The sequence below is a fragment of the Rhodococcus sp. LB1 genome (assembly GCF_001583455.1).
Classification (GTDB): domain Bacteria; phylum Actinomycetota; class Actinomycetes; order Mycobacteriales; family Mycobacteriaceae; genus Rhodococcus_F; species Rhodococcus_F opacus.
Genome location: NZ_LTCZ01000416.1, coordinates 43,154 through 64,885 on the forward strand (window position 1 = coordinate 43,154; position 21,732 = coordinate 64,885).

Consider the following 21,732-nt stretch of genomic DNA (forward strand, 5'->3'; position numbering starts at 1 on the left):
TTCGCGACATGTCCAACAACACCATTACCGTCATCGACCGTGAGGGATCGCCTAGTCAGGTGAAGTGGGATCCCGAACAGACCCTCATGGAAGCTTTGCGGGACAATGGTTTTCCACTCCTTGCTTCATGCGGGGGAACCGCGTCCTGCGCCACCTGCCATGTGTACCTGGAATCGCAGGTCGTCGCGGGACTCGGCGAGCGCTCCGAAGACGAGATCGAACTCCTCGAGGAAGCCGAAGGATTCGATGCGGAGACGTCACGACTGTCCTGCCAGATCGCGCACGCTCAGTCGCTCGACGCAATCACCGTGACGCTTGCTCCGGAGGAATGACCGGATCGGGGAAGGCCGCCCCGTCCCATCCGTGCGAAACGAACAACCGTGCGAAACGAACAACCGTGCGAAACGAACAACATTGAGGAGATGACGATGAGACTGCAAGGCAAGCGCGTGGTCGTGACCGCGGCAGCGTCTGGAATGGGCCGAGCCGGGTGCGAACTGTTCGCGCAGGAGGGCGCCCGGATCGCGGCAGTCGACCGGGACGAGGCTCGGTTGAAGGAGGTGGTCGACGGAATCAACACGGCGGGTGGAAACGCGCAGGGATTCGTCGCCGATCTGTCCGATGTCGACATCGCCGGGACCGTCGCCGACGACGCGATCGCATGGCTCGGCGGCATCGACGTCCTGTGGAGCCACGCGGGAATGCCCGCCCCCGGCGACGTCGAAACCCTCGACCTCGACGAATTCCGAACCGCCACGGACGTGAACCTCACGCAGTCGACGGTGATCGCGGCACGCGCGATCACGCACATGCGACAGCAGGGGAGCGGCTCGATCATCTTCACTGCATCCACCTCCGGTCTCGTCGGGTCTGCGCTCAGCCCGGTCTACTCCGCCCTGAAGGCGAGCATCATCGGTCTGGCCAAGGGATTGGCCGTGCGCTATGCGACCGACGGTGTCCGCGTGAACGCACTGTGCCCGGGACCGGTGGCGACCCCGATGCTGTACAACGACTTCATGAAGGTCGATGCCCGGTTTTCCCAGGAAGAGAACGAAAAGCGTGTCGTCGCCGGTGTCCCACTCGGCCGCGCAGGTCAGCCCCGTGAGATCGCGGACGCCGCCCTATGGCTGGCCTCGGACGAGTCGTCCTTCGTCACGGGGATAGCGCTGCCCGTTGACGGCGGCCTGACCGCACGATAATCAGGCTGCGCCGTTCACTCTCTTCATTTCCCACTTCGATCGGACGATGTATGGACACACTTGACGCTCCTGCGCATACGAGCGCTCCGGGCAAGATCACCAAGGTCACCAGGGCCGGCGCGATCGGTAACTTTATCGAGTTCTACGACTTCACCCTGTACGGGTTCTTCGCAGTCACCATCGCCACACTGTTCTTCCCGCAGTTCGACAGCGTGGCGGCTCTGCTCTCGACGTTTGCCCTGTTCGGGGTCGCGTTCGTGATTCGTCCGATCGGGGCGGTCGTCTTCGGACACATCGGTGACCGCTGGGGACGCAAGCGCGCGTTGATGATCGCGGTTCTTCTGATGAGCGGCGCCACCGCGGCCATCGGCGTGCTGCCGACCTATGCGGCAGTCGGCGTTGCAGCACCGACACTCTTGCTCGTGTGCCGATTGCTGCAGGGCTTCTCGGCGGGCGGGGAGCAGAGCGGAGCGTTCGTTCTCGTAGTTGAGCAGTCCGCGATCGGCGAACGCGGCAGAAACGCCTCCAAACTCGTCGTTTCGATCGTTGGGGGGGTCTGCTGCGCAGCCCTGGTCGTCCTGGTCGTCTCGGCCCTGACGACAGACCAGCAGATGGCCCAGTGGGGCTGGCGTCTGCCGTTCCTCCTGTCGGCCCCGCTCGGCGTCCTCGGCTTCTACCTCCGCATAAGCATCGAGGATTCACACGACTTCACAGCCGCCCGAGCGAACTCCGAGCCGGGAACGCCCGCGCCTCTCGCGCAGGCATTCCGCACGGTTCGCCGCCAGATGTGCACCCTCCTCGGATGGGTTGCGATGCAATCCGTCGCCGGCTACATCCTGGTCGGATTCATGATGTCCTACCTCGTGAAGTTTCAGAACTACCCGATGTCGACGGCCCTGACGATCGTCGTCGTCGGACACTTCGTGGGGATCGGGCTGATTTTCGGCATCGGTCGGTGGGCAGACCGCATCCAACGCAAGACGTTGGCCGTGTCACTCGCCGCGGCCCTGGCGATCGCGGTGGTGCCGGCCTTCATTCTCCTGCGGCACGGCGTCGTCGCCGCGACGATCGGAATCTCCCTGTACGCCACCACCGCGTACTCCCTGCTGATCGTGTCGGCACTGGCAGTCGTCGAACTCTTTCCCGTCGAGGTTCGGTACTCGGCCAGCGCACTCCCATTCCAGATCAGCTACGCGGTGTTCGGCGGTGCCGCACCATTCGTCTCCACCTGGCTGGTCGCTGAGGTCTCCACCATCGCACCCGCATACGCACTCGTGCTCTTCGGGATTCTCGGAATTGTCGTCGCGGCAATCGCCATTCCGAACCTGCCGCCCCGGCCGGACGACGGAGCCGACGGAACTGCGGCCGACCGCCGACCCGGTGCGGGCACAACCATTCACGCCAATTTGAGGAATCTTTGATGAACGACTTCGCACTGCTGATCGACGGCGCTCTCGTGTCGGGCTCCACGGAGCTTCCGGTCATCGACCCCGCCACCGAGCAGACCTTCAGCACGGTCCCTGCCGCCTCGCCCGAGCAGCTGGACCGGGCCGTGGCCGCGGCCGGAGCCGCACACCCGAGCTGGGCAGCTACCCCGGTCGACGAGCGACGGCGGATCGTGTCGCAGATCGCCGACACCATCGCGCAGCACCGTCAGGAACTCGCCGGGATCCTCGTCCGCGAACAGGGAAAACCGCTCGCCGCCGCGTTTGGGGAGGTCGACACAGCGGTCGAGTACATTCGCTACTTCGCCGGCCTCAGCCTCGAACCGGAAGTGATCGACGACAGCGAGCTGCGCCGGGTCGAGATCCACCGCGTTCCGGTGGGCGTGATCGGCATCATCGTGCCGTGGAATTTTCCCTTGCTTCTCCTGGCGTTCAAGCTCCCCGCCGCCCTGCTGGCCGGCAACACGATGGTCGTCAAACCCGCCCCGACGACCCCCGCGGCCACCCTCCACCTCGGTCGACTCATCGCAGGTATCGTCCCCGCCGGTGTGGTGAACATCGTCTCGGGTGGCCCTGAACTCGGCCCGCGCCTGTCGGCGCATCCAGGTCTGCAAAAGATCAGCTTGACCGGATCGACGGAAACCGGCAAGAAGGTCATGGCGGCGGCGGCGGAGCGGCTGACCCGGGTGGCCCTCGAGCTCGGCGGCAACGACCCGGCGATCGTCCTGCCGGATGCCGACGTCGAGGAGGTCGCCGGGAAGGTCTTTCACGCCGCGTTCGGCAACAGTGGGCAGATCTGTCGCGCGATCAAGCGGATCTACGTGCACGCGGATATCTATGACCGATTCTGTGACGCTCTTGCGGCGCGTGCGGCATACGCGATCGTCGGCAACGGCATGGACCCGGGAACACAGTTCGGGCCGGTCCAGAACAAGGCCCAGTTCGACCGCGTCAAGGAAATCCTCGCGGACGCGGAGTGCGCCGGAAAGGTCATGCCCGGCGGAGGAGTCGTCGACGGTCCCGGCTACTTCGTGCGACCGACGATCGTCCGGGATGTCGACGAGGCGTCACGTCTGGTCGTCGAGGAACAATTCGGCCCCGTGGTCCCGGTGATGCCCTACACCTATATCGATGACGTCGTGGCCCGCGCCAACGACAGCGAATTCGGCTTGGCCGCCTCGGTCTGGTCGACGGACATCGACGCCGCCACCGCGATAGCTCACCGAATCTCGGCGGGAACCGTGTGGGTGAACAAGCACAGCGACCGGACACCGGACGTACCCATCGCCGGCGCCAAGCAGTCCGGCATCGGCACCGAACTCGGTGTCCTCGGGTTGCTCGAGTACACCCAGATCAAAGTGATCAACGTAGCGCGCCGGTAGTGATCCGGCGCTCCGAGCTCGTCCGGTCAGGGACTGACGTCCTGGCCGGACGAGCTCGTTTCGGCGTGGTTACCGCACATTCCATGACGCGAGGACGCTACGGGAATCGTGGTCGCCAGGAGTGCACGGCGGTGTGACGGCGGCCGCGGGCGTTCGCGAAAACCGCGGTGCCGGAGCGGGCTGGCGATTCCGGCGACGTCCACATATTGGTCTACTGCCCGCCCCCACTCTCAACAACGGGGCACTCGCGAATTGAACGAACGAAACCCTGGTGCGAGGCGATATCTAGTGGACGATCAATCAAGCGCTGCCTTTGACGACGATGGACACCGAACTCGGTCGTTCATTGACGAAACATAGTGCGACAACTGCAATGAGCGGACCCGCCGCCAGTGTCGCGAACGCGGCGAGGAAGGACTTGCCTGATGCGGCGAATACGGCGCCGACGGTGATGGGGACGAGCACGCTGCCAATTTGCCAGAAGGCGTTGGTGATGCCGGCGGACGAGCCAACGACGTGGCTGGAAACCAGTCGTGGAATCAGTGCGACGAGCAGGGGCAAGTAGCAGTACGCGGACAGTCCCAAGAAGGGTGCCGCGATCAAGAATCCGAGCGGTGAGCTGAGTGCCCCGAAGCCAAGCAGCGTGATCGTGAAACAGCCGAGGATTATCATGGCCGGAACCCGGCGAGCGCCGTTGAAGTGATCCGAGATGATGCCGATGAGGGGTTTGCCGAATACGCCGAGCGCGGCGAAAAGCGCAACGATGAAGCCCGCGGTTGAGGGCGAGACGGAATGTCCTTTGATCATCAGAGTATTCGACCAAGTGAGGAAGCCGTAGGTTCCCCAGCATCCGCCGAAGCCGGCTACCGCGACGAGCATCAGATCGCGATTGCGCAGGATTGTCATGATCACCGCGCCGGTGGATTCGGAATCGTCTGCTGCAGTGCGCGCGGCCACGGGGCCGGAGCGGAGCAGCATCCAGCACACCCCACCGACAACGACCGAGAGGGCGCCGAAGAGATGGTAGGAAGTCGTCCAGTCTAAGTGCTCGATGAGCATCGGGACGGTGGAGTTCGCGACCACGACGCCGAGGGAGGAGGCAGACAGGAAGATTCCCATTGCCTTACCGAGTTCTTCGGGGTGGAACCAACTGGTGATGAGCTTGACTCCTGCGGCGTAGTCGGCTCCAGCGAACAGACCGACGGCGGCCTGTACTGCGATACCCACGGACACGGAGGTCGTCGATCCGAAGATCATCATGAAGATACCGGCCCCGATCAGGGAGGCGGTGACGATGGCGCGCCCACCTAGCCGGTCGGTGAGGAAACCGTTGCCGGCATTCGACAGGACATACCCGATGTAGTAAGCCGTGGCGAAGGCACCAAGGCTAGCCAGTGGGACCCCGAGGTCCTCGCCGACGAAGACCGAAGCGGGGCCCCACGTGGCTCGGTCGACCGAGGTTAGCACCAAGGCCAACCAGCACAGACCGAGAACTGCCCAGCGATACCGTGAGATTGGTGCCGAGGTGCGGATCGCTCGTTTGGCCACGTCAATGGAGGTGTTGTTTGTCATAGCGCTGTTCCTTTCGGGACCGTCGAACAGCTCGAACCTTGTCGAAACCGGGGTAGTTGGGTTTCTGGATCGGCTGCCGTGTGAGAGGTCACCTGAGCCGCGAGTTATGTGAGTCACAGTAAGCCCGTGAAGTGAGATGGTCAACATTTTGTTTGCGATGCGCAATACATTCGTAGCAAGTCTTCTGTCTGGGTGCGTCGGTTGGATGACTGCGCTCGATCGTGCGGTTTGTCATTGGGTGCAGCGGTAGTGGCTCGGGTCGGATCGGCTGGGCCTCAGTCGCCACATCTGGGATCCGTGGAAAGGTTGAGGTATGACCGACGTCCAGTACTCAAGCTCGGATGCGTCGACCCTCGCTATCGTCTCGAGTGGTCGCGCCGGGGTCGACGAATCACCACCGTAAGTGCCACCGTCCAAACGCTGGAGGGCCGAGTCCTGACCTCGGCGCAAGGCGCATTCCTTTCCGCATCGGAGGACCGCCCGTGACCAGCCACCAGATCGAGGTACAGTTTCCGCCACGAACGGCGACAAGATCTACGTTGGTTGAATGGTTTGACACCGATGCGGCTGGGCATCACCATAATTCGTCGATCCTACGGTGGGTTGAGGCCTGCGAAGTCCGCTTGTATCGCCAGTTGGGTCTGCTCGAGCACTTCCCGAGCATGCCCAGAGTGCAGCAAGTAGTGAATTACACATCGAAGCTCTGGTTCGGCCAACAGGTCACCACAACAGTCCACATCAACGCAGTGGGGCAAACCTCTATAACATTCGAATTCGAAGTCTACGGAGAAGAATTCGACGGAGCACCTCGAGTCCGAGCCGCGCATGGATCGTTTACCTCCGTGCATGTTCGCTCCACCGAAAGACGGCACCCGCCCGGACCGACAACCAATTTCATTGGTGCTCAATCCGTTATTAATCGATGGGCGCCAATATTCGGCCACCCTGCGTAGCGACTTGCTCGAATGAAAGGTCGACGATGTCGACCGCCACCGAGTCCAACCTGATCCCGCCGCCCTATTCGCAGGAGTTAGACTGGCCGGCAGATCTTCCCGCCTTCAAAGTGATCGACGACGGCAGTCAGGGTGTGCCGTACGCGTGAGCACGCTCCCGTGCTCCGCGCACAGACCCCCGCCGAGGACGTCTGGTTCGTCTCGCGCTACCAGGACGTGCGGAAAGCCCTACGTGCTCCGAAGATCTTCTCCTCCCAGGTGACCGAACCGGTTCCGCTGACGTTCCTGACCCTGTTCGATGCTCCCAACCACACCCGTTTGCGACAGGTGGTGGCGCGCGCCTTCACATCCTGGTCGGATTCATGATGTCCTACCTCGTGAAGTTCCAGAACTACCGGTTGTCGCAGGCCCTGACGGTCGTGGTCGTCGGTCATTTCGTGGGTATTGTCCTGATCCTTGTCGTCGGACGGTGAGCAGACCGAGTCCCGCAGGTCTTCGGGACTATCGGCGTCGTTGTGGCGGCAGTTGCTATACCGAACCTCGCGCCCCAGTCCGCAGCAACCGACATCGGAGAAGCGCGCGAGGGCATCCACACACCGACAGTCATCCCGGAAGACCACCGCGGACACGGCCACTCACCCGAAAGGGAGGAACCTTCGTCTCCGGTATCGTCCCGGCGGGTGTGGTGAACATCGTGTCGGGCGGCACCGAGCTCGGCCCGCACCTGTCGGCCCATTCTGGTCTGCAAAAGATCAGTTTGACCGGATCGACGGAAACCGGCAAGAAGGTCATGGCGGCGGCGGAGCGGCTGACCCGCATCACACTCGAGCTCGGCGGCAACGACCCGGCGATCGTGTTGCCAGATGTCGTTGTCGACGAGACCGCAGAAAAAGTCTCTCAGGCCGCCTTCGGCAACAACGGTCAAATCTGTCGTGCCATCAAGCGGGTATACGTGCATGCCGACATCTACGACCGATTCTGCGACGCCATGGGCGCATACGCCGCGGCGGCGGTCGTCGGTAACGGTCTTGAACCGGGTACCCAGTTCGGCCCGGTGCAGAACAAGGACCAGTTCGATCGAGTCAAAGAACTTCTCGCGGAAGCAGAGTCCGTCGGAAGGGTCATGCCCGGAGGGGGAGTTGTCGACGCGCCAGGATTTTTCGTGCGTCCGACTGTCGTCCGGGACATCGACGAAACGTCGAGGCTAGTGGTCGAGGAACAATTCGGACCCCTTGTACCGGTGATGTCCTTCACCGACATCGACGATGTCGTGGACCGCGCGAACGACAGCGTCTTCGGTTTGGTCGCCTCGGTCTGGTCGACCGACATTGACGCGGCCACCGCGATAGCTCATCGAATCTCGGCGTGGAACCGTGTGGGTGAACAAGCACAGCGACCGGACACCGGACGTACCGATCGCCGGTGCCAAGCAGTCAGGCGTAGGTACCGAACGTGGGGTTCTCGGGCTGCACGAATATACCCAGATCAAGGTGATCAACGTCGCGCACCAGTAGCCATCCGAACATCAGCTCGTCCGGCTTGCGGGACTCAGATTCCGCAAGCCGGACGGACTCGACCCGTAGCGGCGGCTGGACGAGTTCGTCCACGGGTGCCGTCGGAACCGTGTGCTGTTGGACCAAATTTAAGAGTTCGCCGCGGGATCAGCTCCCCCACGATCCGAACGATTCCCTCACCCTCGTCGCGGTCCGTACGCCGCCTACAGCCTCTGACAAGAACCGGTCCCGGACTTCGAGGCGTGCGACGTCGGATCTATCGTTTTGATCGAGTTTCGCGCATCGGTGCTACTCCGGAGATACCCCACGAGTGGAGCACGCTGCGGTGATCATTGTCGCCAGGAGTGCACGGGGGTGTGACGGCGGCCGCGGGCGTTCGCGAAAACCGCGGTGCCGGAGCGGGCTGGCGGATTCCGGCGACGTCCACATATGTTCCGCGCTCGCGTAGGTGAGCGTCGTCAAGGGACTCCGTGAGCGAGAGGACGGGCTCGACGCAGGCATCGGTGTCCCGGAACGTGGCTGCCCATTCGTCTCGGGTGCGAGTCCGGAAACGTGCGGCGATACGCTCACGCAGCAGTGGCCACTCTGATCTGTCCCGCCGGGAGGGCAGTTCCTCATCCGGAGCGAGAATGCCGACGAAAGTGTCGTAGAACTGGGATTCTATCGCGCCGACGGCCATGTGCTTGCCGTCGGCGGTCTCGTAGACGGAGTAGAACGGGGTACCGCCGTCCATCAGGTTAGATTGTCGTCGGTCCGTCCACCGCCCCGCAGCGAGCATTCCATACAGCAGTGTTCCCATGTGGGCGGCGCCGTCGACGATCGCGCCGTCGACGACCTGTCCCCGGCCGCTGCGCCGGGCCTCGTGCACGGCCGCGAGAATGCCGATCACGAGATACAGTGCACCACCGCCGAAGTCGCCGACTAACGCGAGAGGGATCTGCGGTTGTTCTTCGTTGCCGATGGCGTGGAGGAGCCCCGTCCTGGCCAGATATCCGACATCGTGGCCGGCGGTCATCGCTTTCGGGCCTTCCTGACCCCAGCCGGTCATCCGGGCATAGACGATCCGCGGATTGACGGCGTGTAGATCGTCGGGACCGATACCGAGCCGCTCGGCCACTCCCGGACGTGACGATTCGATCACCACGTCCGCGTGGCCCGCCAGTTCGTTTAGAGCGGCACGGTCGACGTCCGCCTTGAGATCGAGACAGATCGACCGTTTCCCACGGTGGAGAATCTGCGACCCGTCCCGCGGCAGGCGGCCGCGATCTTCTGGCCGGTCGATGCGGACGACGTCGGCGCCGAGGTCTGCGAGAGTCATCGCTGCGAACGGCCCTGGTCCAATGCCCCCGACCTCGAGGACTCGGAGGCCGGCGAGGGGACCGGGCGGCGTGGGTGCGAGGGACGGGGGAATCATGGGAGTCTGCCGATCTGTTTCCTGTTTCGCGGGACTGCTAGTGGGTGTTATCAATCAGGTCGGTAGCCCCGCGTTCGAGCCACATGGCCTCCACTTGTCGACGGACCACCTTGCCGGATGCGCTGGTGGGGAGGAGGTCATTGCGCAACCACCAGCGGGTCGGGATTTGGAAGCGGCCGATAGTCTTGGCTGCGTGTGCGCGCAAGTCGTCGATGCTGATCGGCATGCCCCGCCGGATGGTCACGGCGGCGGCGACCTGCTCGCCGAGTTCCTCATGCGGGAGAGCAACCACGATTGCTTCGGCGACAGCTGGATGTGTGGTCAGGGCTGCGGCCACGTGGGCGCATGAAATGTTCTCCCCGCCGCGGATGATGATGTCCTTCGACCGGCCGCTCAGGTAGAGGTAGCCGTCGGCGTCGACGCGACCGAGATCACCGGTGTGTAGCCACCCCTCGGCGTCGGTGAGGGATTCCAGGTCGGGGTCGACATACCCACTCATCAGGCCGGGGCAGTTGACCAAAATCTCGCCGTTACCGTCGGAGTCCGGATTCTCGATCGTCACCTCGATCGGCGGCAGCAGCTTACCGACGCAGTCCGGTCTCTCGGAGATCTCCAGTGAGGTACCCATCGCGAGTAGGCCACCGGCCTCGGTCAGCCCGTACAGTGATCCGGCACCTCCACCCTTGAGGTTGGGGAACCGTTCCTGAACTGTGCGCCGGAATGCCGGGGTCGACGCGGACCCGCCCAGGGGAACCGAACGGATACTCGACGTATCTGCGGAGGCAAAGTTCTCGTGTTCCATGACACGGGTGACCATGGCGGGCACGGCACCCCAGGTTGTCACCTGCTCTTGTTCGATAAGGCGGAGGACCTCCGCTGGATTGAACCGGCCGTCCTGGTACACCAAACGAGCCCCGGTGAGGAGTGCGGCGGTCATGACCTGCACTCCGGCGAGGTGGAACAGCGGCACGGTCACCAGGTTGACGCTGGCGGCGCCGTCGCGGTCGAGTTCGCCGGGCAGTCGGTTGGTGGCGAGAAGAAGGTTGTGGATGTTGCCGACGACCGACCGCTGGGACAGCAGCACGCCCTTGGCCGCTCCGGTGCTGCCGGAGGTGAACAAGACCAGTGCGGGGTCGTCCTCGGCTACGTCGGGGAGCGGCAGATCGGGTGCGGAGTCACCGTGCAGCAGGGGTTCGAGATCCTCGACGCTGATCCGGGCGATGCCAGCCGGAACTCGGTCTTGGGTGTCCTCGTCGTGGATGATCAGAACTGGGCGGACGGTGTCGAGGGCGTCGGCAAGTTCGGCGCCGCTCCACCATGCGTTGCACAGATCCACCACGGCGCCGAGGCAGTGCGCGGCCCAGAACGCCATCGTGCATTCGGCGTGGTTGCGGGCGAACAGCGCGACGTGATCGCCCGCGTGCACCCCCATACTTCGGAAGTGTTCGGCGATCCGCGCCACCGCTCGTTCGTGGTCGACGAAGCTCAGCCGGCGTTCACCTTGCACGACGTGGATCCGATCGCCCCAGTGTCGGGCATCGAGAAGGAGCTGTGCGACGGCGGTGCGTCGGTTGCGGTAGACCCGGCAGGCACGGCCCTGCACGATCGTGTCCATTGTTTCGCGGCTCCACCAAAAGCCGCCCGTAGCCGGGTCCGTGTGCTCATCGACTGTGGTCGTGGAGGGGTTCATAGTTGGGGGTCCGTTTCTTGCTGTCGCTCGTGTCGGATCGGAGGAGGGGCGGGTCATGCGCGAGGTGTGAGCAGGGTATCGGGAGCCGGATCAGCGAATCGGGGGGTGCGCCGCTCGGCCATGGCCGCGACGCCTTCCTTGAAGTCGGGCTGCTGCATGAACTGCTCGATGAGAGCTTTTGAATCCTCCACTGCGGTACCGACATTCGAGTGGAGGAGCTCGGTGTAGATCTGGCGCTTGGCGCCCGTCGCGGAGGCTGGAGACACCTGGGTGGCGATATAGTCGGCAACCTCGTAGACCTTGTCGAGAAAGTGCTCGTCCCTCGGGTGCACGCCGTTCAGGAAACCCATGTGATGGAGTTCTTCGGAGCGAAGGATGCGTCCGGTGATGAGGATGTCGGCGGCATTCGCCAATCCGACGACACGGGGCAGCAGCCAAGCCAGACCGTACTCGGCGGGCAGTCCCAGTCGCGGCGTCGCGGTGGTGAACTTGGCGCCCTCCACCGCGTACCGGAGGTCGCAGTAACCGGCCAGGGCGACGGCGATACCGGCGCATGCGCCGTTGATGGCGGCGATGACTGGGACGCGCAGGCCCCACATCCATACCAGGTCGTGATCGAACTCGGGGTTCACTCCGTAGCCGGGGCGCGCGAATTCCGGCTTGTTGACGGTGTCGGCATACTTCTCGTCGGTCTCGGTGTAGAAGTCGAGTGCCTTGGTGTCGGCGCCGACGCAGAACTGGTTGCCGCCGCCGGTGAGGACCACAGCCCGAACGGTGGGATCTGCGTCGAGGGTGGCCATGGTCCAGCGGAGTTCTGCATTCATGCGGGACGTCCAGGAGTTGCCGCGGCCGGGGCGGTCGAGCCACACCGTGGCGACACCGTTCTCGCGGATTTCGTAGCGGGTGACCTTCAGATCCATGGTGATTCCCTCTCGTGGTGTCAATGATCGATCCCGGGCCCGGCATGGTGAAGGCGTGCCAGGTCCGCCCACGTCGCGAGGACGCCGGCCAGGTCGGGAGCGATCAGACGTGTTTTATTCTTCGGCGTCGGCGAGCCACATACGGTGGACCCGACGGGTGTTCTGTACGAGCTCGGCCACGGCGGCGTCCGCGTCGCGGCATCGGATGTGTTCGAGCAGGGCACGCGGGCTGCGCAGGGGATCGCCGGTCGGAATCTCGCCCCCGAAGCGCAGGGTGAACTCGGTGAGCAGATCCATCAGCGAGCGCATCATCGTCGCGATGATCGGGTTCTGCGTGGCTTCGCCGATGAGGCAATGGAATTCGATGATCGCCTTGCTCTTGCCGTTCCAGTCTTGCCGGGCGGCGAGATCGGCGGCCTTGTGGAGCAGATCCTCCATGCGCGCGAGGTCGTCATCGGTGCGTCGTGCGCAGGCCGTCGTGACCGCAACGGTCTCGATTTCCTCACGGGCTTCGGTCAGATCCGACAGCGAGTATCGCGTGAGGAGGAGATTGTCGGACAACGCCCTCGAGATGCTGATGGGATCAGTAGGGGTGATGAATGCTCCGCCGGTAGCTCCCTTCTTGATGGTCACGACGCCCGTGACCTCGAGCATCCGAATGGCTTCGCGCACGGTATTGCGGCTGACCCCGAATTGGGCGGCGAGCATGCGCCCGGAGGGCAGGCGGCTTCCTGGGGGAAGCTTGCCTTGCCTCACCTGAGTCCGCACCTGGTCGATGATCTCGTCGAAGGCACGGCGGGGGCGAGCTGGGCGGAACTGGATATCGGCGGTCTCGGGCATGGGGTCAATCCTTCCCGGGACCGGCACGGCGGCCACGCTCAGGTGTCGCGTCCAGTTCGTACATCTCAATTCCCCTTCATTTTTATTGGGTGACCCATTGAAGCCTGGATAGCGCCCGGAAGTCAAGGCCTGGTCAGGCCTTGACTTCTTGCGACTATTGCCCCTGAATGGGATTAATGGGTTATCCATTGATGGGCCGCGACTTCACTCGCCCCGGTTCCGCTTCGCACGTTGAAGGACTCTCATGCCACACGATGACAATCACTTCCCATTCGATGACCGTCCGGCCTTGTCGGGTATTCGTGTCGTCGACCTGTCGCAGGTCGGCGCCGGCCCGTACGCAGCGTCGTTACTCGGCGACCTAGGCGCGGACGTCATCAAGATCGAGCCCCCGACCGGGGAGAGCTTCCGCTACATCGACAACCTGTTCGGCGTCGGCGACAGCGCCTACTTCTACGGAGTCAACCGCAGCAAACGGTCACTGACCCTCGACCTACACCAGCCCGACGGGATGGACGTGCTGCGGCGTCTGGTCGCCGACGCAGACGTCATGATCGTCGGATTCCGGCCGGACGCCGTCACCCGCCTCGGCATCGACTACGACTCGATGAGCGCGATCAACGATCAGCTGGTGTATTGCCAGCTGACCGCGTTCGGCGAGGACGGGCCCCGCGCTCACCAACCCGGCATGGACCTGCTGGGACAGGCCATCGGCGGGATCATGGGCCTGACCGGTGAGACCGACGGCCCACCGATCAAGGCAGGTGTCCCGATGGCCGACTTCGTCGGCTCCTTCCTGCTCGGATTCTCAATCGTCTCCGCGCTGCGCGCCCGCGATCTCAACGGTCACGGCCAGAAGGTCAGCGTGAATTTGCTGGACGGCCAGATCGCGATGCTCGCAAACATCCTGACGCATTACGACCGCACGAAGATTCCTGTGCGACCGCAAGGGGGAGGGCATCCGCAGATCGCTCCGTACCAGCCCTACAAGGGCGGCGACGGCAAGGACTTCATCGTTGCGTGCCTCAACGACCGGTTCTGGCTGCGGTTGACCAAGGTCATCGACCGTCCCGAACTGGCCGACGACCCACGCTTCGTCACCAACGCAGACCGCGTCACCAACCGTGCGGCGCTCAACGACATTCTCGTCCCGATCTTCGCGGAGTACACCGCCGCGAGCTGGCTCGAACGCCTCGACCAGGTCGCGGTGCCCTGCGGACCCGTCCACCGCCTCGAGGACGTCTTCACCGAACCGCAGGTGGTACACAATCATTCCATCATCGAACTCGAGCACCCCGTACACGGGCGCTACCCGGTCCCCAACACGCCGTTCCGGCTACACGGAACACCCGCCCAGCCAAGAGGACACGCACCGCTTCTCGGTGAGCACTCCGCCGAAATCCTCAGCGAGTCCGGCTTCACGCCCGACGAGATCGGCGCCCTACTGGATAAGAGCGTAATAACGACGTCCTCCGTTCCCGAGTCTGCGTAGGTGGTCCTTTCGATGACAACCACATCCGTGCACTACACCTGGCCCACCGACCTCACCGAACTGCGTGACGTCGTCGCGGCCTTCCGCGCGCGGCACGCCGACGAGACCACGGTGCGTGCCCTATTCGAAGCGAGTGCACCCCTCGACTCGCGGACCTGGCAGATCATGAGCGAACAACTCGGATTGGCCGGCCTGATCGTGCCCGAGGAACTGGGCGGCGTCGGTGCAGGCTACGAGTACCTCGCGGTCGCGATGGAGGAACTCGGCAAGTCCCTGTTACCCTCGCCGCTGCTGGCCACGACGACCCTCGCGATCGGCACGCTGATGCTGGTCGACGACAGTTCGGCCCGCGAACGGCTGCTCCCCGCCCTCGCGGCAGGGCAGATCACCGGCACGCTCGCCTACAGCGCGGAAGACGGGCACTGGGATCCGCGGCGGCCACCGCCGGTGCGGGCGACTTCAACCAGTGACGGGTGGCGACTGGACGGAACCGTTCACCACGTCCTCGACGGCGACTCAGCTGATCTCGTTCTCGTGGCCGCCGACGCCGAGAAGGGGCCGTCGTTGTTCGCCGTTGAAGGTGAGGTGCCCGGGCTTGTCCGCTCACCGATGGCCACACTCGACGCCACCCGGCGTCAGGCAAGGCTCGAATTCCGCGGCGTTTCCGTCACCCCGGTCGGGATCCTGGGAACCGCGGCCATAACAGTAGACGCCGTGCTTACGCGCGCAGCCGTCGTACTAGCCGCCGAGCAGGTCGGGGGAGCGCAGTACTGCCTCGACGCCGCCGTCGAATACGCCGGCATCCGCACCCAGTTCGGACGGGCAATCGGCTCGTATCAGGCGATCAAGCACAAGTGCGTCGACATGTATCTCGATATCGAAACAGCCCGCGCTGCAGTGTATTACGCAGCCTCTCGTCTCACCGCGGACGCGGCCGACGCAGTGTCGGCTGCATCGATCGCCAAGGCGCTTGCCTCGGAGGCGTTCACTCGCGCCGCGACCGACAACATCCAGATCCACGGCGGCATCGGATTCACTTGGGAGCACCCGGCACACCTCTATTTCCGTCGCGCCACCTCCACCCGTGCGCTCTTCGGAGATCCGCACCGGCACAACGAGTCCGTGGCCGCCTCCCTACTTGACTGACCTATCCGCAGCGGCGCCGCGACGTCGCCTACCCGATCCCAGGAGTGTGCAATGAAGGTCGACGATGAACAACTTCTCGCGTCGGACGAGGGACTCGAGCGCATGGCTCTGGCGTTTCTGGGCGATCGCCCTCGGCGCAGCAGTCGGACGGGTCCACTCGTCTGGGGTGAGGGGGACGACGCAGCGGTGGCGATCTGGGACGACCCCGATCCCGACATCGAGCGCACCGACCTCGACATCGCGCGCGAATACCGCCGCGCCCGCTTCGATGCCGGGTTGGGCTGGCTCGACGGGCCCGTCGAACACGGTGGGGCGGGGCTGAACGCCGCATCCCAACGCCGATTTGCGGCACTCGAGGCGCAGTTTGAGACACCATCACAGACATTCTTCAAGCTCGACCGCGTGCTGTCGCCGATCCTGCTCCGCTACGCGGATCCGAAGGTTGCCCAGCAGCACATCCGTGGCCTCTTCCGCGGTGACAAGATCGCGTGCGAACTGTTCAGCGAACCCGGTGCCGGATCCGACCTCGCGAGCCTCAGAACGAAGGCCGTACAGGACGGCGACACGTGGATTATCAACGGACAGAAGGTCTGGACGTCGGACGCGCATTATGCCGATATCGGGCTCGCATTGTGCCGCACCGAATCCGATGTTCCCGACCGCAAAGGCTTGACCGCGTTCCTGGTCGACATGCACGGACCGGGTGTCGAGGTGCGGCCGCTGCGACAGATCACCGGAGGCTCCTCATTCAACGAGGTGTTCCTCACCGATGTCCGCGTTCCCGATGCCCACCGGATCGCCAATGGTGGACAGGGCTGGGAGGTCGCGCAGGAGACGCTGAAGATCGAACGCACAGCAATCGGTGTGGGCCTCGGCCGGGGCGGCGCCGGTGTGGCCAACGGCGAGCGCCTGGTAGCGCTGGTTCGTGCCCTAGGACTGGAGAGCGATCCCGTCGTCCGGCAACAGTTGGCCGAGGTATACGCGGCGTTCCGGGCGGCCAAACACCTTCAGAACACTACCGTCGTCCGGCAACGAGCAAACGACACATCAACGGCGTCCCCCATGCTCGCGAAGCTGGCGTTATCGAACAACCTGCGCCTCGCGTCCCGCTTCGTCACCGATCTCCTCGGTCCGCGTCTCGCTGCGAACACCGGCGAATGGGGCACGTTCGCATGGAACCAGTTTGTCCTCGGAGAGCCGGGCATGCACATCATGGCTGGGACCGACGAAGTAGTCCACAACATGATCGGTGAACAGGTTCTCGGGCTCCCACGAGAGCCGCGACCGCAGCCGTGATACCCGCACTGGGTGATAGGCGCGGAAGCGGGAGCACCGTGATGCGGATCGGAGCCGGTAGCACCCACGAACCCTACGACCAGATAGGACCAGCGATGCCAATCGGCCACGACCATGAACTCGCCGAACTCGATCATCTGGTCGAACGCACGCGAACCCGGTCCGACACCGGCGTTCTCGTCGAGGGCATGCCCGAGGTGGGGAAGAACACGCTGGTCTCCAGTCTCACCGAACGATGGACGGGCTGAGCGTCCGCCACCGCCGCCGGCGCCGCGTGGAGACGCACCCGCGTCCGGGACGTGACCGAGCAACTCCAGAAGATGCCGGTCTCATATGTCGGCCCGGTCGACGCGGCCCGCCGGCTACTCGGCACTCGCACCCGGACGTGACGCGCCAGTCCCGTCGTCGCGCGCTTAGGAACGCGGCCTTACCGACACCATGTGACGCTCACTGCGCCCACTGCTGACGATGCGGATCCGTTCTTCTCCGACGACGCGGTCACGCTGATTCACAATGCGGCGCGGGGATATCCGAGGGCGGCGAACACCTCGCAGTGCAGGCGTTGACGGTGGCGTTCGCCGCGAAGGGCCCATCGTCGACGAGAAGTCCGCACGGGTGGCCGTCACCGAATGTGGCCACGACTGAGTCATTGATCGCGCGACGTCACAACTCCGACGATGCCGTCACCAGTCCGACGAAGGGCGCTCCCGCAAACGCGGGCAGGGCCCTTGTCATATCGGCATCGACGGTGACGCCATCATCGGCACGTTCAGCGACGGACAACACTCGCACTCCTCCTGGGGGGCTGGAGGCTCGAACGAGAAACATCAGTCTACAGTTCTATGTCGCTCCGCCGGTTATGTGTTGACTTTCGACCGCGAGTCTTTTTATAGTGACTCATCCCACTCTGCCTGGCGCGGATAGATGCAAGACACAGAGCTCACGGCCGTAGAACAGTGGGAGCAAACCAATCAGCATCTCGGAGGCATCAATGACCGCCACTACGTCACAGCTCGAGCGCGCTGCTGTGCTGAAGGCCCGCATCGATCGATTACCGCATGCAACCCTTACGCACAAGAAATGGATGGTGCTTCTGGCGGCATTCTTCTTTTTCGATACCATGGATGCCGCGATGCTTGGGTATGTGGCGCCAGCACTTCGAGCCGAATGGGGACTATCGATATCGGCGATAGGGGTATTGTCCTCCACCACCTTCCTGGGAATGATTCTCGGCTCGGTTATTGGAGGCCGTCTGGCCGATCGGCTCGGTCGACGGAACGTAATCTTGTATTCGGTAGCGGTCTATTCTGCGTTTTCTCTTGGTTGTGCGGTAGCCCCGAACGCTACGTTCCTGGGTATTTCTCGAGCCCTAACTGGGGTTGGACTTCAGGCGATGACTGGTGTTTTGCTAGTCTTCGTAAGCGAGATGTATCCTAAACACTTACGAGGGCGTTATCAGGCGCTACTCCTTGGATTCGGTTGCGTTGGTATTCCTGTAGTTGCCGGGCTCTCTAGTTTGATAATTCCCATGGGTACCGGAATGTGGCGGTGGGTTTTCGCCGTAGGCAGTCTGGGAGTAATCGGGTGCGTAGTTGGAATGCGAATACTTCCGGAGTCAGTTCGATGGCAGGTCGACAACGGAAAACATGCAGAGGCCGAAAAGCTTATTGCGACACTTGAGTCGGAGGCACGACTTCGGACCGGGGGCGAACTACCGGCACTCGTAGTATCTCAACCGGTTTCTTCTGGTCAGGTTAAAGATCTTTTCAACAAACGTTACCTAGGTAGGTTGACTGTTCTGTCAATCTGCATGGTCTGCTTTATCCTGATAAATTACGGCTTCAATGGGTGGGTTGCAACGTTGCTGGTCGAGCGAGGAATACCACAGCCTCAGGCAATGCAACTAGCATTTTTTATGTCGGTAGCAAGCGTCCTCGGCGCATTTCTTGTGTACCCGATAATTGATCGCTTCGAACGCCGTACCGTAGGTGCGGTCAGTATGTTCATGGTGGCTCTATTCCTTTTGGCGTTTGCCTTTGCCTCCAGCCCAGCATTCATAGTGATATTCGGCTTCCTGCTTACAGCTTTCCTCTTTGCCGCGCTGTCGGTTCTTTATACATACGCTCCGGAAATTTTTCCTACGAATCTACGTGGCCTGGGTGCGGGAATTGGAAATGGGATGGGCCGCGTCGCCGGCCTTCTAGGCGGGCTCATCGTCGCAGCTATTTACAATGGACTAGGATTTACTGCAGTTTTTCTATACTTGGCGGGGTGTGCTGCGATATTCGCGATTGCACTGGGAATTTTTGGCCTCAAGACATCAAAAAGAAGTCTCGAAGAGGTCTGAGAGTGTTCCCGTTTATAAGTTTGAGAATGGAGTCCTGTGTCCACTAGGAGAAACCCTCTATATATCGACGGCCAATGGACTACTTCCAAATCGGAGGATATATTCGATGTCCGCGAAGCGGCAACAGAAGAGATCATAGGTCAGGTGACGTTGGCCAATGATGAAGATGTCGACCGGGCTGTAACGTCGGCACGGCAGGCTCAAAATAATGGGCCATGGAGTTACTACTCCAATAAAGTTCGAGCTCAACACATTCGCCGTTTTGCCGACGAACTTGAGGCGCGCAGCAACGTCACCGCTTCCTTGGTCAGCCAGGAAAATGGAATGCCGATTTCGTTGTCACGCGTATCGAATGGATCTGCCCCCGCCGAGATTCTACGTATGTACAGCGACATGATCGAGAACGTCGCGATAGAAGATGTTCGCCCCAGTTCAAATGGTTCTACCATCGTGCGACGCGAACCAATAGGCGTGGTGGGGGCTATAACCCCATGGAATTCTCCCCAGATGATCGCAATGATGAAGATTGCACCTGCGTTAGCAATGGGTTGCACCATCGTACTCAAGCCTTCACCGGAGACATCACTAGACGCGTTCGCCCTAGGTGAGGCGGCGAGCGCTGCCGGTTTGCCGAGCGGAGTATTGAACATCGTCCCAGGTGACCATAGAACAGGCTCAATCCTGGTTTCAAATCCTGAGGTCGACAAAATTTCCTTCACAGGCTCCACGACGGCGGGACGCATAATAGGGGCTGAGTGCGGAAGGCTAATTCGAGCATGCACACTCGAGCTAGGCGGAAAGTCCGCCTCCTTGGTCCTCGAGGACGCCGATTTGGAAGTTTTCGTTGCAGGACTTGCGGCTTCTAGTTTCAGAAATAACGGGCAAGTCTGTGTGCTCCAATCCCGAATCCTGGCGCCTCGACACAGGTACCAAGAGGTGGTCGACGCAGTTGCGGAGTACGCCAGAACGCTTTCCGTAGGAAATCCGTTGGACCCGGATGTGACCTGCGGACCGCTGGTCAGCGAGGTTCAGCGATCTCGGGTCTTGACACATATCGAAAATGCACGGTCCGACGGCGCCACCTTAGTTACAGGCGGAGGTCGGCCATCCGGCCACAAATACGGTTGGTTCGTCGAACCAACCGTCTTCGCTGATGTCACCAACGATCACGCGATAGCGAGAGAAGAAGTATTCGGTCCCGTCGTTGCTATAATTCCGTACGATGACGAAGAAGAGGCCATTAAAATAGCAAACGATAGCAGTTACGGACTCGCAGGTTCGGTGTGGACCTCCGACGAAGATCGTGGACTTGAAGTCTGCCGGCGAATACGGACCGGATCAATAGGGATAAATTACTACGCTCTGGACACCGGCGCTCCATTTGGCGGTATGAAGGAAAGCGGTCTTGGTCGAGAACTCGGCCCCGAGTCGCTGGAATCATACACCGAATACAAATCTATTTACGCAAGCCCTCGCTATTTGACAACAACCTAGAACGTGAGCTCAGCGCCCTTCCTTGGAAGGCTTTACGATGCGTATTTAAGCAGCAGTGGCCCGGAAAATCAGGGGATCCTCTGTCTTTGTGGCGTGCCCCCTGTGAACGGGGCCGCTTTGTCTTAAGTGTCTTGTTGCCCGTGACCTGGGCGGATAGGACGATGAAGGACATGGCTGGACGTAAGATGCACTCTGCGGAGGGCATCGTGCGCAAACTGCGCCGGGCCGACGAGCTGACCGCTGCGCGTCGCCGCTGCCAACGACACCGAGTACGGCCTCGCCGGCAGCGTCTGGACGCGGGACGTCGCCGCGCTCACTCGATCGCTCATCGGCTGCGGGCGGGCCGGATCGGCATCAACGTCCACCGGGCCGGCGGGGTGCAGATGCCGGTCGGCGGTTACAAGCAGTCCGGCTGGGGCCGCGAAAATGGAGCCGAAGCCCTCGACGAATACCTCGAGACGAGATCCGTGGTCACCCGGATCTCCGACTGACCAAGTACACCCCACTGACACAGGGAAACCCGGTGTCCCCGAACACATGAGGAGAAACATGAGAACCCGCGGTGCAGTCATCCGGCAGATCCCCGGCGAACTGGAGGTGATCGACCTCGAGGTGGAGGATCCCCGCGAGGACGAGGTGCAGGTCAAGCTCGTCGCGAGCGGCATGTGCCACTCCGACGACCACCACGTCACCGGGGATATCCCGGTCGGGATGTACCCGTTCGCCCTCGGCCACGAGGGTGCCGGCATCGTCACGAAGGCGTCCCCCAACTACAAGGGCATCGAGGTCGGCGACCACGTCGTCTTCTCCGCGATTCCGTCCTGCGGCCACTGCCGCTGGTGTTCGAGCAATCTGCAGAGTCTATGCAATCTCGCCGCCGGCATCCTCGCCGGACCGCGCTGGACGGACGGCACGTTCCGGGTGCACACCACCGACGGGACGCCGGTCGGTCAGATGTGCGGGATCTCGACCTTCCTCGAGACCACCACGGTCTCGATCAACTCGGTCGTCAAGATCGACAAGGACAT

General features: G+C 62.6%; 21 protein-coding genes. 16 read left to right on the forward strand and 5 right to left on the reverse strand.

The window, feature by feature from the left end; all coding sequences use genetic code 11:
* Positions 1-8 precede the first annotated feature (8 nt).
* From AZG88_RS42380 to AZG88_RS42395, 4 genes are all read left to right on the forward strand, one after another.
* Entirely contained in the window at positions 9-332 is a 324-nt protein-coding gene (locus AZG88_RS42380) for a 2Fe-2S iron-sulfur cluster-binding protein (protein ID WP_061701099.1), read from the forward strand.
* Between the two features lie 96 nt (positions 333-428).
* On the forward strand, positions 429-1,199 hold the full coding sequence (locus AZG88_RS42385) for an SDR family NAD(P)-dependent oxidoreductase (protein ID WP_061701115.1): 771 nt from the start codon (positions 429-431) through the stop codon (positions 1,197-1,199).
* A gap of 50 nt (positions 1,200-1,249) precedes the next feature.
* Positions 1,250-2,620, forward strand: a complete 1,371-nt coding sequence (locus AZG88_RS42390; protein ID WP_061701100.1) for an MFS transporter — start codon at positions 1,250-1,252, stop codon at positions 2,618-2,620.
* Entirely contained in the window at positions 2,620-4,026 is a 1,407-nt protein-coding gene (locus AZG88_RS42395; RefSeq protein ID WP_061701101.1) for an aldehyde dehydrogenase family protein, read from the forward strand. Before AZG88_RS42390 ends, AZG88_RS42395 begins: the two co-directional genes overlap by 1 nt.
* A 300-nt stretch (positions 4,027-4,326) precedes the next feature.
* On the opposite strand, the gene AZG88_RS42400 is transcribed toward AZG88_RS42395, so the two are convergent.
* Positions 4,327-5,745, reverse strand: coding sequence for an MFS transporter (locus AZG88_RS42400; RefSeq protein WP_231914394.1), 1,419 nt, complete (start codon positions 5,743-5,745; stop codon positions 4,327-4,329).
* Positions 5,746-5,939: 194 nt separating this feature from the next.
* Here AZG88_RS42400 and AZG88_RS55900 point away from each other — a divergent pair, with 194 nt between their 5' ends.
* The 4 genes from AZG88_RS55900 (at position 5,940) to AZG88_RS51150 (ending at position 8,394) form a co-directional block, all read left to right on the forward strand.
* Entirely contained in the window at positions 5,940-6,551 is a 612-nt protein-coding gene (locus AZG88_RS55900) for an acyl-CoA thioesterase (RefSeq protein ID WP_442971774.1), read from the forward strand.
* Positions 6,552-6,577: 26 nt separating this feature from the next.
* Entirely contained in the window at positions 6,578-6,700 is a 123-nt protein-coding gene (locus AZG88_RS55195) for a hypothetical protein (RefSeq protein ID WP_269455118.1), read from the forward strand.
* A 10-nt stretch (positions 6,701-6,710) separates the two neighbouring features.
* Positions 6,711-6,917, forward strand: coding sequence for a hypothetical protein (locus AZG88_RS52300; RefSeq protein WP_061701102.1), 207 nt, complete (start codon positions 6,711-6,713; stop codon positions 6,915-6,917).
* A 316-nt stretch (positions 6,918-7,233) separates the two neighbouring features.
* Entirely contained in the window at positions 7,234-8,394 is a 1,161-nt protein-coding gene (locus AZG88_RS51150; RefSeq protein WP_231914395.1) for an aldehyde dehydrogenase family protein, read from the forward strand.
* Here the strand turns inward: AZG88_RS51150 and AZG88_RS42410 are convergent.
* The 4 genes from AZG88_RS42410 to AZG88_RS42425 form a co-directional block, all read right to left on the reverse strand.
* A complete protein-coding gene (locus tag AZG88_RS42410) occupies positions 8,322-9,479 on the reverse strand; it encodes a CaiB/BaiF CoA transferase family protein (protein ID WP_061701103.1) in 1,158 nt (385 codons plus the stop codon). The genes AZG88_RS51150 and AZG88_RS42410 overlap by 73 nt on opposite strands.
* A 37-nt stretch (positions 9,480-9,516) precedes the next feature.
* Positions 9,517-11,094 (reverse strand): class I adenylate-forming enzyme family protein, encoded by a 1,578-nt coding sequence (locus tag AZG88_RS42415; protein WP_061701104.1) that lies wholly within the window; start codon positions 11,092-11,094, stop codon positions 9,517-9,519.
* Positions 11,095-11,222: 128 nt separating this feature from the next.
* On the reverse strand, positions 11,223-12,089 hold the full coding sequence (locus AZG88_RS42420; protein WP_061701105.1) for an enoyl-CoA hydratase-related protein: 867 nt from the start codon (positions 12,087-12,089) through the stop codon (positions 11,223-11,225).
* 114 nt (positions 12,090-12,203) lie between these two features.
* The gene (locus AZG88_RS42425) at positions 12,204-13,055 is read right to left on the reverse strand and encodes a FadR/GntR family transcriptional regulator (RefSeq protein ID WP_197488030.1); all 852 of its coding nucleotides are present in this window, start codon (positions 13,053-13,055) and stop codon (positions 12,204-12,206) included.
* 118 nt (positions 13,056-13,173) lie between these two features.
* Here AZG88_RS42425 and AZG88_RS42430 point away from each other — a divergent pair, with 118 nt between their 5' ends.
* The 8 genes from AZG88_RS42430 to AZG88_RS42455 all read left to right on the forward strand — a co-directional run.
* A complete protein-coding gene (locus AZG88_RS42430; RefSeq protein WP_061701107.1) occupies positions 13,174-14,421 on the forward strand; it encodes a CaiB/BaiF CoA transferase family protein in 1,248 nt (415 codons plus the stop codon).
* A gap of 12 nt (positions 14,422-14,433) precedes the next feature.
* A complete protein-coding gene (locus AZG88_RS42435; RefSeq protein WP_061701117.1) occupies positions 14,434-15,567 on the forward strand; it encodes an acyl-CoA dehydrogenase family protein in 1,134 nt (377 codons plus the stop codon).
* A gap of 51 nt (positions 15,568-15,618) precedes the next feature.
* Positions 15,619-16,863 (forward strand): acyl-CoA dehydrogenase family protein, encoded by a 1,245-nt coding sequence (locus tag AZG88_RS42440; RefSeq protein WP_061701108.1) that lies wholly within the window; start codon positions 15,619-15,621, stop codon positions 16,861-16,863.
* Positions 16,864-16,958: 95 nt separating this feature from the next.
* Complete coding sequence (locus tag AZG88_RS42445; RefSeq protein WP_156517750.1) at positions 16,959-17,111, forward strand: hypothetical protein; 153 nt, start codon at positions 16,959-16,961, stop codon at positions 17,109-17,111.
* A gap of 743 nt (positions 17,112-17,854) precedes the next feature.
* Entirely contained in the window at positions 17,855-19,210 is a 1,356-nt protein-coding gene (locus AZG88_RS51160; RefSeq protein WP_082833629.1) for an MFS transporter, read from the forward strand.
* Positions 19,211-19,246: 36 nt separating this feature from the next.
* A complete protein-coding gene (locus AZG88_RS51165; RefSeq protein WP_082833630.1) occupies positions 19,247-20,704 on the forward strand; it encodes an aldehyde dehydrogenase in 1,458 nt (485 codons plus the stop codon).
* A gap of 170 nt (positions 20,705-20,874) precedes the next feature.
* Positions 20,875-21,195, forward strand: coding sequence for an aldehyde dehydrogenase family protein (locus AZG88_RS42450; protein ID WP_231914396.1), 321 nt, complete (start codon positions 20,875-20,877; stop codon positions 21,193-21,195).
* A 58-nt stretch (positions 21,196-21,253) separates the two neighbouring features.
* The coding region (locus tag AZG88_RS42455; RefSeq protein WP_156517751.1) for an alcohol dehydrogenase catalytic domain-containing protein at positions 21,254-21,732 on the forward strand (479 nt) is incomplete at its 3' end.

Bases quoted from the DNA above. Each gene is read 5' to 3' on its own strand.
- AZG88_RS42450 (WP_231914396.1), top strand. From the start codon at position 20,875: ATGGCTGGACGTAAGATGCACTCTGCGGAGGGCATCGTGCGCAAACTG.
- AZG88_RS42430 (WP_061701107.1), top strand. From the start codon at position 13,174: ATGCCACACGATGACAATCACTTCCCATTCGATGACCGTCCGGCCTTG.
- AZG88_RS55195 (WP_269455118.1), top strand. From the start codon at position 6,578: ATGTCGACCGCCACCGAGTCCAACCTGATCCCGCCGCCCTATTCGCAG.
- AZG88_RS42390 (WP_061701100.1), top strand. From the start codon at position 1,250: ATGGACACACTTGACGCTCCTGCGCATACGAGCGCTCCGGGCAAGATC.
- AZG88_RS42385 (WP_061701115.1), top strand. From the start codon at position 429: ATGAGACTGCAAGGCAAGCGCGTGGTCGTGACCGCGGCAGCGTCTGGA.
- AZG88_RS42380 (WP_061701099.1), top strand. From the start codon at position 9: ATGTCCAACAACACCATTACCGTCATCGACCGTGAGGGATCGCCTAGT.
- AZG88_RS42395 (WP_061701101.1), top strand. From the start codon at position 2,620: ATGAACGACTTCGCACTGCTGATCGACGGCGCTCTCGTGTCGGGCTCC.
- AZG88_RS42440 (WP_061701108.1), top strand. From the start codon at position 15,619: ATGAAGGTCGACGATGAACAACTTCTCGCGTCGGACGAGGGACTCGAG.
- AZG88_RS42420 (WP_061701105.1), bottom strand. From the start codon at position 12,089: ATGGATCTGAAGGTCACCCGCTACGAAATCCGCGAGAACGGTGTCGCC.
- AZG88_RS42400 (WP_231914394.1), bottom strand. From the start codon at position 5,745: ATGTTGACCATCTCACTTCACGGGCTTACTGTGACTCACATAACTCGC.
- AZG88_RS55900 (WP_442971774.1), top strand. From the start codon at position 5,940: ATGCGTCGACCCTCGCTATCGTCTCGAGTGGTCGCGCCGGGGTCGACG.
- AZG88_RS51160 (WP_082833629.1), top strand. From the start codon at position 17,855: ATGACCGCCACTACGTCACAGCTCGAGCGCGCTGCTGTGCTGAAGGCC.
- AZG88_RS42410 (WP_061701103.1), bottom strand. From the start codon at position 9,479: ATGATTCCCCCGTCCCTCGCACCCACGCCGCCCGGTCCCCTCGCCGGC.
- AZG88_RS42445 (WP_156517750.1), top strand. From the start codon at position 16,959: ATGCCAATCGGCCACGACCATGAACTCGCCGAACTCGATCATCTGGTC.
- AZG88_RS42415 (WP_061701104.1), bottom strand. From the start codon at position 11,094: ATGGACACGATCGTGCAGGGCCGTGCCTGCCGGGTCTACCGCAACCGA.
- AZG88_RS42435 (WP_061701117.1), top strand. From the start codon at position 14,434: ATGACAACCACATCCGTGCACTACACCTGGCCCACCGACCTCACCGAA.